Here is a 15,114-nt window from a genome sequence, read left to right on the forward strand (position 1 = left end):
GGCAGCCGGACCCGGTGTACCCATCCCGAAGCCCCGCCTCTCGCCCGTAGTGCTGTCCCTACCGCCGTCGTGACCAGGGCCGCACCGCTCTCGGGACCGGCCGACGCGGGATTGGTCAGAGAAGTCGGGATTGAGCAATAATCGCCCGGGCGGCGGGCGCACAGGGCCGCTCAATCGATCTTGTGGAATGGAGGGGCTGGTGGGGTCGCGTCCCGGAGCGACAAGATCGCGATTTGTGCACGTCTTCACAAGCGCCTACTCTGTAGTTCCGACGCGCCCTGCTAGCACAGCCGGCAACCTCGGTCGCCAGCGGGAGTCCATAAGCGGCCCACCAGCGGAGTTGGCCGAGGATCGCACCGCACGGAGTCTCATGAGTCAGCACCGTCAGCCAGGTGCGCCCGGCCGCGCCGGTGCCGTACCGGCGCTCCCGGATCTTCCCGAGGCGACAGTCGCTCGGCTCCCGGAATACCTGCGCGCGCTGCACAACCTCGCCGACGCCGGGCACGAGACGGTCTCCAGCGAGGGCCTCTCGGCCGCCGCCGGGGTCAACTCCGCCAAGCTCCGCAAGGACCTCTCCCACCTCGGTTCGTACGGCACCAGGGGCGTCGGCTACGACGTCGCGCTGCTGATCGAGCAGATCGAGTACGTGCTCGGGCTCACTCAGCGTCGCGCTGTCGCCCTGGTGGGCGTGGGTAATCTCGGTCACGCTCTGGCCGGCTACGACGGCTTCGCCAGCCGGGGCTTCCGGATCGCCGCACTGCTCGACGCCGATGCCTCCCGGGTCGGTGAAGAGATCAACGGCCTGGTTGTCAGGCATGTCGACGAGCTGCCGGCGGTCGCCACGGAGGAATCCATCGCGATCGGCGTGATCGCCACCCCGGCCGCCGCGGCCCAGCGGGTCGCCGATCAGCTGGTCGCGGTCGGCGTGACGAGCATCCTCAACTTCGCGCCGTGCGTACTCTCTGTTCCGGAGGGGGTCGACGTGCGCAAGGTCGACCTCGCCATCGAGCTGCAGATCCTGTCCTTCCACGAGCACCGCAAGGCGTCGCTGACCGCGCTGCCCGCCACCGGCGGGTCCGCTCTCACCGCCCTGCCCGGCGGGCTCTCGGCCACCGACACCCAGGAGGCGATCGGCACGTGAAACTGCTCGTCGTCGGCGCGTCCTACCGGACCGCCCCGGTCACCACGCTGGAGCAGCTGGCCGTGCCCCCCGCCGACCTCACCCGCACCCTGGACCGCCTGGTCGCCCAGCCGTACGTCAGCGAGGCGGTGCTCGTCTCCACCTGCAACCGGGTGGAGGTGTACGCCGCCGTGTCCGGTTTCCACGGCGGGCTCGGCGACATCTGCGCCGTCCTGGCCGAGCAGGCCGGCAGCTCGCCGGCGTCGCTCGCCAGTCACCTCTACGTGCACTACGACACCGCCGCCGTGGACCACGTCTTCCGGGTCGCCACCGGGCTGGACTCGATGGTCGTGGGCGAGGCGCAGATCCTCGGCCAACTGCGCGACGCGTACCACTGGGCCACCGGCGCCGACTCGGCCGGCCGCCTGCTGCACGAGCTGATGCAGCAGGCGCTGCGCGTCGGCAAGCGGGCCCACGCCGAGACCGGCATCGACCGGGCCGGCCAGAGCGTCGTCACCGCCGCGCTGGAGCTGGCCGCCGGGCACCTCGACGGCGACCTCGCCGGCCACCCGGCCCTGGTGATCGGAGCCGGCGCGATGGGGTCGCTCGGAGTGGCCACGCTCTCCCGGCAGGGCGCCGGGCCGCTCACGGTCACCAACCGGGGCGCCGACCGTGCCGTCCGGCTCGCCGAGTCGTACGGGGCGGCCGCCGCGCCGATGACCGAGCTGGCCGCAACGCTCTCCACAGTGGACATCGTAGTGGCCGCCACCGCGTCCACCGAACCGGTCCTCACCCGGGCGGTGGTCAGCGCCGCGATCGCCGAGCGGGGTCCCTCGCGAGGGCCTCTGGTCCTGCTCGACCTGGCCGTTCCCCGCGACGTCGAGGAGGGCGTCGCCGACCTGCCCGGCGTCGAGGTGATCGACATCGACCGGATGGCGGCGCTGCTCGCCGACGGTCCGGCCGCGGCCGACGCCGCCGCCGTCGAGCGGATCGTGCTCGGCGAGGTGGAGGGTTTCCTCACCTGGCTGCGCGGCGCCGACGTGGCACCCACAGTGGCGGCGCTGCGCGGTCGCGCCGACGACGTCGTCTCCGCCGAGCTGCGTCGCCTGGCCCAGCGCCGCCCCGACCTCGGCGACGACCTGCGAGCCGAGGTGGCCCGTACGGTGCACCGCGTGGTGCAGCGGCTGCTGCACCAGCCCACCGTCAAGGTCCGTCAGCTCGCGGCCGAGCCCGGCGGCGACCAGTACGCGGCCCTGCTGCGCGAGCTGTTCGACCTCCAGGTGCCGCAGACCTCGCCGGTCGACACCGTCCCCGACGTGTTGAGCCCCGACCTCGGCACGGCACTGCCCGGCGCCGAGCCGGTGTCCGACGCCGACACCGTCGAGCCGACCCCACCCGCCGGAGGTGCGCGATGACCGCCCCCCTGCGCCTCGGCACCCGGGGCAGCGCCCTGGCGATGGCCCAGTCCGGCCAGATCGCCGAGGCGTTGACCGCTGCCACCGGCCGCCCGGTCGAGCTGGTCGAGGTGGTCACCGCCGGTGACCGCTCCAACGCTCCGGTGCACCGGCTCGGCGTCGGGGTCTTCGTCTCCGCGCTGCGCGACGCGCTGACCGCCCGGACCATCGACTTCGCGGTGCACTCCTACAAGGATCTGCCCACGGCCGCGGCCGCCGGGCTGCACATCGCGGCCGTGCCGGCCCGACAGGACCCGCGCGACGCGCTGATCGCCAGGGGTGGGCGCACGCTCGCCGAGCTGCCGCCCGGAGCCACCATCGGCACCGGCGCGCTGCGCCGCATCGCCCAACTGCACGCGCTCGGCCTGCAGCTGGAGGTGACCCCGATCCGCGGCAACGTGGACACCCGCCTGGGGCGGGTACTCGGCCCCGAGGCCGACCTGGACGCCGTCGTACTGGCCCGGGCCGGCCTGGCCCGGCTCGGCCGGGCCGACGTGATCACCGAGACGCTGGACCCGATGCTCATGCTGCCCGCGCCCGCTCAGGGCGCGCTGGCCGTGGAGTGCCGGATCGACGACCAGGATCTGGTCGAGCTGCTCGCGGTGCTGGACCACGCACCGTCGCACACCGCGGTCACCGCGGAGCGCGCGTTGCTGGCAACCCTGGAGGCCGGGTGCAGCGCACCCGTCGCCGCCTATGCCGAACTCGCGGAAGGCGAGGACGGCGATGAGATCTACCTGCGCGGGGCGGTGATCAGCCCGGACGGCACTCGTGACCTCCGGCTGTCCCGCACCGGAACGCCCGCCGACGCGGCGGAGATCGGTAAGGCACTCGCCGCCGAACTCCTCGAACTCGGCGCCGACTCGATCCTCGGCCACGAAGGACACACCGGCCCGGGGACCCAGCAATTTGGGAGCACAGAATGACCCGCACCCGTAAGCCCGTCGGCCGTATCGCGTTCGTCGGGGCGGGCCCCGGCGACCCGGGCCTGCTGACCCGCCGGGCGCACGACGCCCTGGTCGACGCCGACCAGGTGATCTACGACCGGGGAGTCCCGGAGTCGTTGCTCTCCGTCGTCCGCGCCGAGGCCAGAGACGACGCCGAGTTCACCCCGGCCGAAGGCGCGCCGGGGGACGTGGCGAAGGTGCTGATCTCCGCCGCCCGGTCCGGGCTGAACGCGGTGCACCTGGTTGCCGGCGACCCGTTCGGCCACGACTCCGTGGTCAAGGAGGTGCAGGCGGTGGCCCGCACCGCCGCCCACTTCGAGGTGGTGCCCGGCGTCGGCCAGGCCGAGGGCGTCGCCACCTACGCGGGGGTTCCGCTGCCGGGCGTGCGTACCGCCGCCGACGTCGAGGACGTCAGCACGCTTGACTTCGACGCGCTGGCCGCGGCCGTCGGCAGGGGTTCGCTCGCGCTCGCGGTGGACGCCGGTGACCTCGCCGCTGTCCGGGACGGCCTGCTGGCCGCCGGGGTGGACGGCACCACGGGTGTCGGGGTGACCGGCGACGGCACCGGCGAGACCCAGTACACGACCACGTCGACCGTGGACAGCTTCGTGGCCGCCGCGCTCGGCTTCACCGGCCGGGTGGTGCTCACCGTCGGCGCGGGCGTGGGCCAGCGCGACAAGATGAGCTGGTGGGAGAACCGCCCGCTGTACGGCTGGAAGGTGCTGGTCCCCCGCACCAAGGAGCAGGCCGGCGCGATGAGCGCGCGGCTGCGGGCGTACGGGGCGATCCCGTGCGAGGTGCCGACCATCGCGGTCGAGCCGCCGCGCACCCCGGCGCAGATGGAGCGGGCCGTCAAGGGCCTGGTCGACGGCCGGTACGCCTGGGTGATCTTCACGTCGGTGAACGCGGTCCGCGCCGTCTGGGAGAAGTTCGCCGAGCACGGCCTGGACGCCCGGCACTTCGGCGGCGTCAAGATCGCCTGCATCGGTGAGGCGACCGCGGACGCGGTGCGCGCGTTCGGCATCCAGCCGGAGCTGATCCCCGCCGGGGAGCAGTCCTCCGAGGGCCTGCTGGCCGAGTTCTCGCCGCACGACGAGATCCTCGACCCGGTCGGCCGGGTGCTGCTGCCGCGCGCCGACATCGCCACCGAGACGCTCGCCGCCGGGCTCACCGAGCGCGGCTGGGAGGTCGACGACGTGACCGCGTACCGGACGGTGCGGGCCGCGCCGCCGCCCGCCGAGATCCGGGACGCGATCAAGTCGGGCGGGTTCGACGCGGTCCTCTTCACGTCTTCCTCCACGGTGCGGAACCTGGTCGGCATCGCCGGGAAGCCCCACGCGCGGACGGTTGTTGCCGTGATTGGGCCCAAGACGGCGGAGACCGCGACGGAGTTCGGCCTTCGGGTCGACGTCCAGCCGCCGCACGCCTCGGTGCCCGACCTGGTGGAGGCGCTCGCCGCCTACGCCGTCGAGCTGCGCGAGAAGCTGGCCGCCATGCCGGCCAAGCAGCGCCGCGGCTCGAAGGTGCAGGGGCCGACCGCCCTCCGCTTCCGGTAGTCGTCTTCAGGAGGGCCCTTCCATGTCGTACCCCGAGATCCGGCCCCGCCGCCTGCGCCGCACCCCGGCGATCCGCCGGTTGGTGTCCGAGACCCGGGTCGACCCGGCCGAGCTGGTCGTGCCGATGTTCGTCAAGGAGGGGCTGACCGAGCCCCGGGCCATCGGGTCGCTCCCGGGGGTGCTCCAGCACTCCCGGGACTCCCTGCGTAAGGCGGCCACCGAGGCGGTCCAGGCGGGCGTCGGCGGGATCATGCTCTTCGGGGTGCCCGAGCGGCGTGACGCGACCGGGTCCGGCGGCATCGACCCGAACGGCATCCTGAACGTCGCCATCCGTGACGTGGTGGCCGAGGTTGGCGACAGCACTGTCGTGATGAGCGACCTGTGCCTGGACGAGTTCACCTCGCACGGGCACTGCGGTGTGCTCACCCCCGGCGGTGAGGTGGACAACGACGCCACGCTGGCCGCGTACGCCGAGATGGCGGTGGCCCAGGCCGCCGCCGGGGTGCACATGGTCGGGCCGTCCGGAATGATGGACGGCCAGGTCGGCGTGGTCCGCCGGGCGCTCGACGCCGCCGGTCACCAGGACGTGTCGGTGCTGGCGTACGCGGTGAAGTACGCCTCGGCGTTCTTCGGCCCGTTCCGCGATGCGGTGGAGTCGGCGCTGGAGGGCGACCGGCGCGCCTACCAGCAGGACCCGGCCAACCTGCGGGAGTCGCTGCGCGAGGTGGAGCTCGACGTCGCCGAGGGCGCTGACCTGGTGATGGTCAAGCCGGCGCTGCCCTACCTCGACGTGGTGTCGGCGGTGCGGGCCGCGGTGGACGTCCCGGTCGCCGCCTACCAGGTCTCCGGGGAGTACGCCATGGTCGAGGCGGCCGCCGCGAACGGTTGGATCGACCGGGAACGGGTCATGCTGGAGACGCTCACCTCGATCAAGCGGGCCGGCGCGCAGATCATCCTCACCTACTGGGCGGTCGAGGCCGCGGGTCTGCTCCGCCAGCGCTACTGACCGACTCCACGGATCCCGGCGGGTCGACCGCCTCGTCGGCATCCGCGACGGCGGCCGGAAGTCGCCGGCTGGTCAGCCAGGCGAGCGCCAACAGCACTGCCGACACCGCCAGCGCGAGTCGGGTGGCCTGCGCCAGCTCCGGGGCGAGGTCGAGCCGGCTGACCGGGTCGAGCCGGTTGGCGGCCGTGATGCCCCCGCCGCCGAGGCTCGGGGCGAGCCGGTCCGTCAGCCAGGACAGGGTTGCGGCGATCAGGGCGGTGCCGGCCGCCACCGAGGTGTGCGACACGGTGGTGAGCAGCGTGGAGCCGGACGGCAGGTCGTCGGGCGGAAGCGACCGGCTGGCCGCTGTCATCGTCGGCATCAGCGTCGCACCCATGCCCAGGCCGATGACCGCACCGAGCGTGGCCAGCAGCGGGTACGACGTGTCGGCGTCGAGCACCAGCACCCGGGCCACCGTGCCGGCCACCGCGGTGGCGATGCCGAGCCCGACGACCCGTCGCGCCGACACGCGGTCGACGAGCCGGGTCGCGACCTGGAGCATCAGTCCGGTGGTGAGCGCCTGCGGGATGCCGATCACCCCGGCGAGGGTGGCCGAGTCACCGCGTACCACCTGCACGTACGCCGGGATGATCAGGAACGAGCCGAAGTATCCGGCCGCGAAGAGGGCCACCGTAGCGGCGCCCGCGGCCATCCCCGGGAAGCGCAGCACGGCCAGGCGCAGCAGTGGCTGCCGGATCCGGCCGGCCCGCCAGGCGAAGGTGACCACCAGCACGGCGCCGAGGGCGAGCGGCAGCAGTACGGACCCGGTGACGACCCCGCCCCGCTCGCCTGTGACGCTGAGCCCGTAGACCGCCAGCGCCAGGCCGGGGCAGAGCAGCAGCAGCCCGACGACGTCCAGCCGGACCGGTAGGCGTCGCGGGTCGGCGACCGGCAGCACGGACCTGCCGAGCCACACCGCCAACAGCCCCACCGGCAGGTTGATCCAGAAGATCCACCGCCAGGACGCGTGATCGAGCAGCAGCCCACCCAGCACCGGCCCGATCAGGGGCCCGATCAACACCGGAAGGCCGAGCAGGCTCATCATCCGTCCGCGCCGCCCGGGCGGCACCGCAGCGAGCGCGACGGCCATCCCGACCGGGTTGAGCAGTCCGCCACCCAGCCCCTGGAGCACCCGGAACGCGATAAGCGACTCGACGTTCCAGGCGGCCCCGGCCAGCACGGAGCCCGCGGTGAACAGCAGCAGCGCGGTCAGGTAGGTGCGGCGGGCGCCGAAGCGGCCGATCGCCCAGGCGGCGGTGGGCATCACCGTGACCAGGGCGAGCGCGTAGCCGCTGGTGACCCAGCCGATCGTGGTGAGGTCGGTGTCGAGGTCGTCGACCAGGTTCGGCAGCGCCACCACCGTGACAGTGGTGTCGATCACCGCGAGCAGGCCACCCAGGGTCAGGTACCAGCCGAGCCGTCGTGCGGACGCGTCCATGTCGCGACTCAGGGCCGGACCCGGCGGGCGGCGCGCAGCGCCTCGGCCCACCAGGCCAGCTCGGTCAGGGTGGCGTCGGCGGCCTGCCGCAGCGGCTCGTCGTCGACCAGCCGACCGGTGGCGTCGAGCCGTTCCCAGGGCGCCCGGAGCACCACCCCGGAGCGGGTCGTGGCGGCCTGCACCTCGGCGAAGACCAGGCGGAGCTGCTCGACCGCGCGGATGCCGCCGGAACCGGCGCCGTACGACACGAAGGCCACCGGCTTGCGGGCCCACTCCCGGTAGTGCCAGTCGATGGCGTTCTTCAGGGCGGCCGGGAAGCTGTGGTTGTACTCGGGTGTCACCACCACGAACGCGTCGGCGGCGGCCAACCGGGCACTGATCGGGCTTGCCGAGTTGCCGCCCGGAGGGGTGTCGGCGAAGGGCAGCGGCACCTCGGCGAGGTCGACGAGGTCCAGGTCGAGGTCGGCGCGGCGACCGGCGTGGGCGACGAACCAGTCGGCGATCGATCGGCCCACCCGAGGTTGACGGACGCTCCCGACGAGCACGGCGACGGTCGGCGGTGCGGTGTCCTCTTGCGTAGTCATGTCTTGGACGCTAGGACTTGAAGTAATGGTGAAGTCAATGGCGGCGGGGGAGTGGCGATGGGCACGTTGACGGTCGGCGAGGTGGCCCGGGAGAGCGGGGTCAGCGGCTCCGCCGTGCGGTTCTACGAGCGGCAGGGCCTGATCTCGGCTGCCCGCACCGGCGGCAACCAGCGGCGCTTCGACGCGGACGCGGCCTGCCGGATCAGGGTGGCGCGAGTGGCCCAGCGCGTCGGCCTGACCGTCAATGAGATCCGTGACCTGCTCGGGGCCCTACCACCCGACCCCGAGCTGGCCGACTGGGAGGGTCTGCACGATCGGCTGACCGCCGAGGCCGAGCGGCGTATACGCGACCTGCACGCGGCACTTGACGACATCCGCTCCGGTCGCCGCCTCTGCGACCTCTGACCCTCTGGTGCCCCGGGGCCCACGGCAAGATCGTGCCCAAACATGGATGTAGTGGCCTCCTGGTCGCCGGAAGCCACTACATCCTGGATCGAGCACGATCATCCGAGCACGAGCGGGACCTCAGTCGTCGTTGCCGATCGTGCCGACCGCCAGCGGATCGGTCAGCCGCAGGCCGGGCACACCGGCCACCAGCAGCGTCAGCTTCTCGTCCGCTTCCCGCTTCCGGTCGCCACGCACGGTCACCGGGAACGCCACCGACGTCTGACCGGCGGCCAACACCCGACAACCGGCGTACGCGTCGAAGTCCGAGCCCGCCTGCGCCGTGAGCCCGACGGTTGCGGCGCAGAGCAGCACCGGCTGGGACAGCGGACGGGACACGGTCGCCGTGAAGGTGAGCTGCCGGCTTCCCTGGTCGCCCTCGACGACTGTGACATCGGTGACTGTCAACGAAGCGCGGGACCGGAAGCGGGCCACCTGCGGGTCGTGGTCGCTGGACCCCCGCGACCCGTCACCTGTGAACTCGGCCGGCCAGTCGGCGTTGACGTGCGCCGCCCGCACCTGCACCAGGTCACCGTAGAGCGCGTCGTTGACGAACAGGTGGTCGAGCGTCTGCGCCTGCCCCTCGAAGCTGTACGAGTAGGCCGACGCCGGCACCTGGGCGACGAGGGTGTCCCACAGGTTGTGCAGGCCCGCCTCGTAGAGCGGGGCGAGTTGGTCCGACGGCGTCGGCTGGCTGCCGGTGGCGATGGGATCGTCCGGGCGGGGGAAGACGTTCAGGTCCCCGCCGTAGACCACCCGGGCGCTCTGGTCGGTCGCCTCGATCGCGGTCACGATCGCCGCGCCGTACGCCGCCTGCTCCCGCCGCTGCCCGATCCGACCGTCGGGGCCGGAGGAGTAGTGGTTGCTCAGCGCGTACAGCGTGAACCGCTCGTTCGAGCCGGGCGCAGCGGCCACCGAGAACTTGCCCAACTGGGGTGCGCGGGTGAAGACGTTGTTCCCGTCCTTGCCTGTCGACGTGTCCACGTCGGCCGGCAGCACCGCGTTGAGGGCCTTCGGGTTCTGCACGTCGGCGTTGCCCGGCAGCCCCGCAGCCCGGTACTGGACCGTCGGCGCCGAGCCCAGCAGCGGGTCGCCCGCCGTCGCGGCCGCCAACGACAGCCGGTCGGTGCGGTACAGGAACGCGGCGGTGATACCGCGGGCGTCCGCGCCGGTCCGGTCATAGGCAGCGGCGTACGCCGGCCCGCCGGCCGTCGCCACCGCGAGCGCCAACTCCTGGATGCTGTCCGGAGCGCCGTCGGCGTTGTTGGTGTCGCCGCAGGCAAGCGCCGCCCCGGACACCGTGCAGATGTCCTGGTCCTCGGCCTCCTGCACCAGGATCAGATCCGGCGCGTGCAGATCGGAGACGATCTGGTCGGCGAGCGACGTCAGGTGTTCCCGGTAGTCCGCCTCGCTGCTCGGCACGTAGTCGAACGGCGGGTCGACACCCGGGCAGCCGGCGTTACCGGCGAAGTCGCAGCCGTCGAACGGGTCGTCACGGTAGTCGTACAGGTTCTCCACGTTGTACGTGGCGACCGCGACCTCCTGGGAGCGGTCGGCCGGCTTCGGCGGGTTGTTCTTCGACGGGTCGGCCCCGGCGTCGAACTCGGCCCGCTCGACCTGCACGCCGTACTTCTCGAACGAGTAGTAGACGCCGCCCACCGCGTCCGCGCGCAGCGTGTCGAAGGTGTGCGCCGGCGGGAGCAGCGCGGTGCTGTCCCCGGTGGTGCCCTTCACGCCCATGCTGCCGAGCAGTACGCGCTGACCGTTGCCGTCGTCGAAGCGCCGGGTCGGGTCGTTGTCCAGCGGGTGCGAGTCCCGGAAGACCCGCCGGGCGTACGGGTCGGCGCGGTCCAGCAGCGGATCGTCCCGGTCGACGACCCACAGCTCCGCGTCCGCTGTGGACGAGAAGACGTCCCGGCCACTCACCGCGCCGCTGCCCGCGCGTACGCGCAGCCGGGCGCCCTCGTGCCGCTCCCAGAAGCGCTGCGCGTCGGCCAGCTCGACCGGCGGCACCGCGTCGGTCAGCGTGACAGTCGTGTCCACATCCAGGCCGGTGGCGATCCGGCGGACCAGCGACGCCCCGGAGAGCTGGGTGAAGGTGTAGTACTCCGACACCCGGGCCCGCAGCACGACCTCGTCGCCGACAGTTGGGACGTAGCCGCCGATCAGCGAGGTGAACGCGCCCATGAACACGAAGATGCCGTCGGAGCTGGTCGGGTCACCGTCGGTGTCACCGCTGCGGCTCTGCAGGAAGAACCCGTGCTGCTCCGCGCCGGCCGACGTACGGGCAAGCGTCAGCTGGGTGATCACGCCACGGACGTCGTACATCGTGCTGCTGGTGCCGTTGCCGCTCGCCGGTGCGAGCGGCGACCGGTCGGCGGGGCCGGACTCGGTGTCGGTGGTCGGACCCTGCACCTCGCCGACGGTCAGCTCCCGGGTCACCTGCACCGCAAGCGCGCAGGTGGCGGTGCCACCGCCCGCGTCGGTAGCGGTCACGGTGACGGTGTACGCCCCGGCGGCGAGGTCGGCGCTCACGCCGATCGTGGCGCGGGCGGTGCCGCCCACCTGCTCGGCGGGAGTGAGGGCGGTACGGGTGATCGAGCCGGAGGTGGGGCTCGGGCTGACCGCGGTCACCGCCAGGTCGACGATCGTGTCGTCGGGGTCGGTGGCGGTCACCTCGCGGCTCGCCGCCGTTCCCGAGGCGGTGACCAGGGGCCCGCCGCAGGTCAGCGTGGCCGGCACGTCGGCCGGGCCGCCGCCGTCCACGGTGTGCGAACCGAGCCCGTCGAAGGTGTCGACCGGGAAACCGGCCCACTGCGCGGCGGGGTCGAACGCGTCCGACGGGTCGGTGTCGCCCGCCGTCACCGAGGGCAGCCGGCGCAGCGTGTTGTCGGCCGTGCTGGTCGCGCCGGCGCCCCACTCGGCACCCGGGTCGACGCCCACCTGGCCGATCGAGTCGAGCACTGTGGTGCCCCGGCGCAGCACGATCGCGTCGTCGCCGTTGAACAGGCTCGCCCCGGTGGTCTGGTCGGCCTGGGCGAGGATGGCCGCCCCCGCCGAGGCGCTGGCGAACACGAACGCGTCCCCGGCGGCCACGTTCCCGGTCAGCGCGATGGTGGTCGCCGTGGTGGCGCCGTTGAAGTAGAGCTGGAGCTGGTAGCCGCCCGCGGTGAGGTCGACGGCGGCGCCGGTGCCGTTGAACAGCTCGATCGCCTTGTTGTTCGACGAGCCTTCGACGTACTCCGAGATGAACAGGTCGGTGGGCGCGGCGCTGGCCGCGGTGGGTGTGACGCCGAGGGCCGTGACGGTCACTGCGGCGGTGGCGATCGCGAGCGCTGCTGTCGTGCGGCGCGGGCGCATAGGGCCTCCACGATGGGTGGATGGGAGTCAACGCACGTTAAGGTGCGTAACCGTCCATCGTCCATCCCCCACCGGACAGTTTCGTGAATTCCTCAGCGGGACTGGTCGAGGCGGTGCACCAGCTCGGCGACGTCGACGCTGTATTCGCACCAGTCCCGGTCGGGCCGGTAGCCCAGCTCCGCGTTGACCTTGAGCATCGCCTCGTTGGCCTGAGCGTTCCAGGTCTGCACCTCGGCCAGCTCCGGCTCGGCGGAGCGCAGCTCCAGCAGCATCCGCGCCTTGATGGCCCGGTCGATGCCGTAACCCCTGTGGTCCTGCGCGACGATCGTGTCGTACTGGTCGGCGCGGGTCGGGTGCTGCGCCGGCACCACGACCTCGGTCAGGCCGGCCACCTCGCCGCTCTGCTCGTGCCGGGCCAGGACGATGTACGGCTTCATGCCCCGCCGATGCAGGGTGTCCAGGCTGTCCCGCAGCCGCTCCGGGTCGTAGGAGCTGGGGCGCAACTCGCCGTCGTCGACGTCACGCACCTCGGCCTTGGCCCGCGCGTACGACTCGATCAGGTCGTCCGGTGGCCCACCCGGGTAGAACTCCAGGTGGTAGCCCGCGCCGATCCCGCTGGCCATGTCGGTCAGCTCGGCCCAGTCCACCGAGGTCAGGTCGAGCACGCTGCGCGTCTCCACGTACTCCCGGCTGAAGCCGAGCGACTCGTAGAAGCCCACCGCCGGCGTGTCGCCGACCACCTCGACCCCGATCGACTGGAAACCCTCCTGGTAGACGCGGCGGGCGGCGCGCAGCACCAGCTCACGACCGAGACCGCTGCGTCGGACGGAGGGATGCACCAGCACCTCGAGCACCCCGATGTCGCCGAGGAGCAGCACGTGGACCTGCCCGAGAACGGTGCCCGGCCCACCGGGATCGCTCGGCTCGGCCTGGGCGAGCCAGGAGATCCGCCGCTCACCGGGCATCACCTCGGCGAGATACTCCCGCAGGGAGGTCTCCCGCCACGGTGGGTCCTGGGGCAGATCTGCCGCCAGCACCGCGTTCAACGCGGTCAGCAGCGACGCGATCTCGGCGGACGAGGCGGTCCTGGGGTCCCACTCGCGCACCATCACCCGTCTAGCTTGCCGTTAACGGCTGCTTGGGGGAAGTGTCCAGTTCTCCAAAGTACGCGGACGATCACATCAGGTGCGGCTCGCCCGTCCGTACCGGTCAGCGGTGTCGTAGACGGCCTGGGCGTACCGGCGCACATCGTTGTACGACAGGATCGCGTTCCACCAGTCGCCGGGGATGCTCAGGTTGCGGCCGCCCTTGCACAGGTAGTTGCCGGCCGCCAGAGCGGCGTCGTCCAGGTCGTGCGGGTCCTTGCGGCCGTCGTTGTCGGCGTCCGCGCCGATCTCCTGCCAGGTCGTCGGGATGAACTGCATCGGCCCGATCGCGCGGTCGAAGACGCGGTCCTTGTCGAGGACCCCGCGATCGGTGTCGATGATCCGCATCCGGCCGCCGTTCCCGTCCAGCGGCAGCCCGATGATCTCGGGCAGCGCCTTGCCGTCCGATCCCAATCGTGCGCCGTTGGCGGAGCCGTGCTCGGACTCGACCTGGCCGATCGCGGCCAACGTCGTCCAGCTCAACGCGCAACTGCGGTTGGTCTGGGCGAGCACCAGCTCGGCGTACCCGTACGCCTGCACGGCCGTCGCGGGAATGTTGAGCCTGGCCCCGACCTGCTGCGCCCAGGCGGCCAGGGAGTCCGAGGGACGACCGCCGATGGTCGGCCCGACTGCCGGCCCGGTCGGCATGCCGCCGCTCGGGAACGCTCCGGTGGGAAGCGGCCCGGTCGGCAGAGGCCCGGTCTGACGCGGGTCGAGCGGCAACGCCGGCGGTACGGCCACGGTCGGCGCGGTCGTGACGTCGGCCGCCACCGGTCGGGACCCGCGGATGGTCGCCGGGACCAGCAACGCCCCCGCCGCGGCGGTCGCGGCCACCAGGGCCAGCAGGAAGACCCCCGGAACCGTGAGCCGACCGCTGGGCCGGCGGGACCAGGCGCGGGTCGCCCGAGCGGCGGTCACCGCGGCCTGACGTGGCGGTGGCAGACGTACGGCGTGCGCGAACGGCACCCGGCGTCGCCTGCGACGCTCGGCTGTCGGCACCACGGCGACACCGTCCACCCTGGTCACCGTCAGGTCGGCGGCGGCAGCGCCCGCAGCACTCGTGGCTGTCGCCGTGTCGGCCTTGGCGGTGTCGGTCTTGGTGGTGTCGGCCTTGGTGGTGTCGGTTTTGGCGGTGGCGCCCGCCGTGCTCGTGGCTGTCGCGTCGTCGGCCGTCGGCTCGGTGGACTTCGCGTCGTCGGTCTTCGCGGTGTCGCCCTCGGCGTCGGCGCGTTTTGGGCTCCCGGCCGTCGAGTCGGCCGCCGCGTCTGCGCTGCCAGCTTCGGCGTCGTCGGCGTCCACGGTTGAGGCGTCCGCGGCGGCGGTTGGAGCATCGGGGTCTGCGGCGGCGGCTGTGGTGTCCGAAGAGGTCCTGGCTGCGGCGAGGTCGCCGGTGGCGGTGTCTCCCGGCCGGTCACCCGTCGCGGCATCGAGGCTCGGCGGAACGGCAGCCGTGGTGGTCACGGGCGCTGCGGGAATCTCGGTCTTCGCGTCGGTGGTGCGGCCGCCGAGCCACGGCCGGCGGGGGCGGGGCACGGCCGTGGGCACCGGATCCGGCGCGGCGCCCGACTCGGCCAGCGGCCCGTCCAGCGGCGCGGCCGGTCGAAGCGGTCGCACACGCGTCTTGTCCTCGCCGTCCACCACCCGTCGAGTATCACTCATCTCCCCGGCGGACGTCAGGCCCACGTACCCTGGTTGCCATGCCCCGGTACGAGTTCCGCTGCCGCGCCTGCGGCGACACGTTTGAGGTCAACCGTCCGATGGCGGAGGCCGGCGCGCCGGCCACCTGCCCGCAGGGCCACGTCGACACGGTCAAGCTCCTCTCGGCGGTGTCGGTAAGCGGCCGGAGCGCAGGCGGCGCGCAAGCTCCCGCGGGCGGCGGCTGCTGCGGTGGCGCCTGCGGCTGCTGAGCCTGTCGTGCCGGTGGCCAGCTGGTGGGCTGGCCTTGCCGGGAGCGGGTTCGAGTGGCACCTTGAGGCGGCACGTGCCCGGCCGTTCTCACGATGCGTGACCGCCCGGAGTCA

At 72.8% G+C, this 15,114-nt stretch carries 12 protein-coding genes; 7 read left to right on the forward strand and 5 right to left on the reverse strand.

The features are described from left to right. Positions 1 to 370: 370 nt before the first annotated feature. Genes ACLQ26_RS13325 through hemB form a run of 5 tightly spaced genes read left to right on the forward strand, consistent with a single transcriptional unit; the run spans position 371 to position 6,083 of the window. Positions 371 to 1,141, forward strand: coding sequence for a redox-sensing transcriptional repressor Rex (locus ACLQ26_RS13325; RefSeq protein WP_425744691.1), 771 nt, complete (start codon positions 371 to 373; stop codon positions 1,139 to 1,141). Next, on the forward strand, positions 1,138 to 2,535 hold the full coding sequence (locus ACLQ26_RS13330; protein WP_425744692.1) for a glutamyl-tRNA reductase: 1,398 nt from the start codon (positions 1,138 to 1,140) through the stop codon (positions 2,533 to 2,535). The genes ACLQ26_RS13325 and ACLQ26_RS13330 overlap by 4 nt, the downstream gene beginning before the upstream one ends. After that, complete coding sequence (gene hemC / locus ACLQ26_RS13335) at positions 2,532 to 3,500, forward strand: hydroxymethylbilane synthase (RefSeq protein ID WP_425744693.1); 969 nt, start codon at positions 2,532 to 2,534, stop codon at positions 3,498 to 3,500. The genes ACLQ26_RS13330 and hemC overlap by 4 nt, the downstream gene beginning before the upstream one ends. After that, on the forward strand, positions 3,497 to 5,077 hold the full coding sequence (locus tag ACLQ26_RS13340; RefSeq protein WP_425744694.1) for a uroporphyrinogen-III synthase: 1,581 nt from the start codon (positions 3,497 to 3,499) through the stop codon (positions 5,075 to 5,077). Before hemC ends, ACLQ26_RS13340 begins: the two co-directional genes overlap by 4 nt. 22 nt (positions 5,078 to 5,099) lie before the next feature. After that, positions 5,100 to 6,083 (forward strand): porphobilinogen synthase, encoded by a 984-nt coding sequence (gene hemB, locus ACLQ26_RS13345; protein WP_425744696.1) that lies wholly within the window; start codon positions 5,100 to 5,102, stop codon positions 6,081 to 6,083. Here the strand turns inward: hemB and ACLQ26_RS13350 are convergent. Together ACLQ26_RS13350 and ACLQ26_RS13355 are read right to left on the reverse strand one after the other, a co-directional pair. Then, a complete protein-coding gene (locus ACLQ26_RS13350; RefSeq protein ID WP_425744697.1) occupies positions 6,034 to 7,560 on the reverse strand; it encodes a DHA2 family efflux MFS transporter permease subunit in 1,527 nt (508 codons plus the stop codon). The two genes, hemB and ACLQ26_RS13350, sit on opposite strands and share 50 nt — an antisense overlap. A gap of 8 nt (positions 7,561 to 7,568) precedes the next feature. After that, positions 7,569 to 8,144, reverse strand: a complete 576-nt coding sequence (locus tag ACLQ26_RS13355; RefSeq protein ID WP_425744698.1) for an NADPH-dependent FMN reductase — start codon at positions 8,142 to 8,144, stop codon at positions 7,569 to 7,571. A gap of 57 nt (positions 8,145 to 8,201) precedes the next feature. On the opposite strand from ACLQ26_RS13355, the gene ACLQ26_RS13360 reads away from it, so the two are divergent. Then, complete coding sequence (locus ACLQ26_RS13360) at positions 8,202 to 8,549, forward strand: MerR family transcriptional regulator (RefSeq protein ID WP_425744699.1); 348 nt, start codon at positions 8,202 to 8,204, stop codon at positions 8,547 to 8,549. A 120-nt stretch (positions 8,550 to 8,669) separates the two neighbouring features. On the opposite strand, the gene ACLQ26_RS13365 is transcribed toward ACLQ26_RS13360, so the two are convergent. The 3 genes from ACLQ26_RS13365 to ACLQ26_RS13375 form a co-directional block, all read right to left on the reverse strand. Continuing rightward, on the reverse strand, positions 8,670 to 11,948 hold the full coding sequence (locus tag ACLQ26_RS13365; RefSeq protein ID WP_425744700.1) for a lamin tail domain-containing protein: 3,279 nt from the start codon (positions 11,946 to 11,948) through the stop codon (positions 8,670 to 8,672). A 92-nt stretch (positions 11,949 to 12,040) separates the two neighbouring features. Then, a complete protein-coding gene (locus ACLQ26_RS13370; protein ID WP_425744814.1) occupies positions 12,041 to 13,057 on the reverse strand; it encodes a GNAT family N-acetyltransferase in 1,017 nt (338 codons plus the stop codon). 72 nt (positions 13,058 to 13,129) lie between these two features. Next, positions 13,130 to 14,752, reverse strand: coding sequence for a lytic transglycosylase domain-containing protein (locus ACLQ26_RS13375; protein ID WP_425744701.1), 1,623 nt, complete (start codon positions 14,750 to 14,752; stop codon positions 13,130 to 13,132). A gap of 38 nt (positions 14,753 to 14,790) precedes the next feature. Between ACLQ26_RS13375 and ACLQ26_RS13380 the strand changes: the two genes are divergently transcribed. Beyond that, positions 14,791 to 15,000, forward strand: coding sequence for an FmdB family zinc ribbon protein (locus ACLQ26_RS13380; protein ID WP_393300101.1), 210 nt, complete (start codon positions 14,791 to 14,793; stop codon positions 14,998 to 15,000). Positions 15,001 to 15,114: the final 114 nt, after the last annotated feature.

This window comes from Micromonospora sp. DT43 (genome assembly GCF_049841645.1).
GTDB lineage: Bacteria > Actinomycetota > Actinomycetes > Mycobacteriales > Micromonosporaceae > Micromonospora.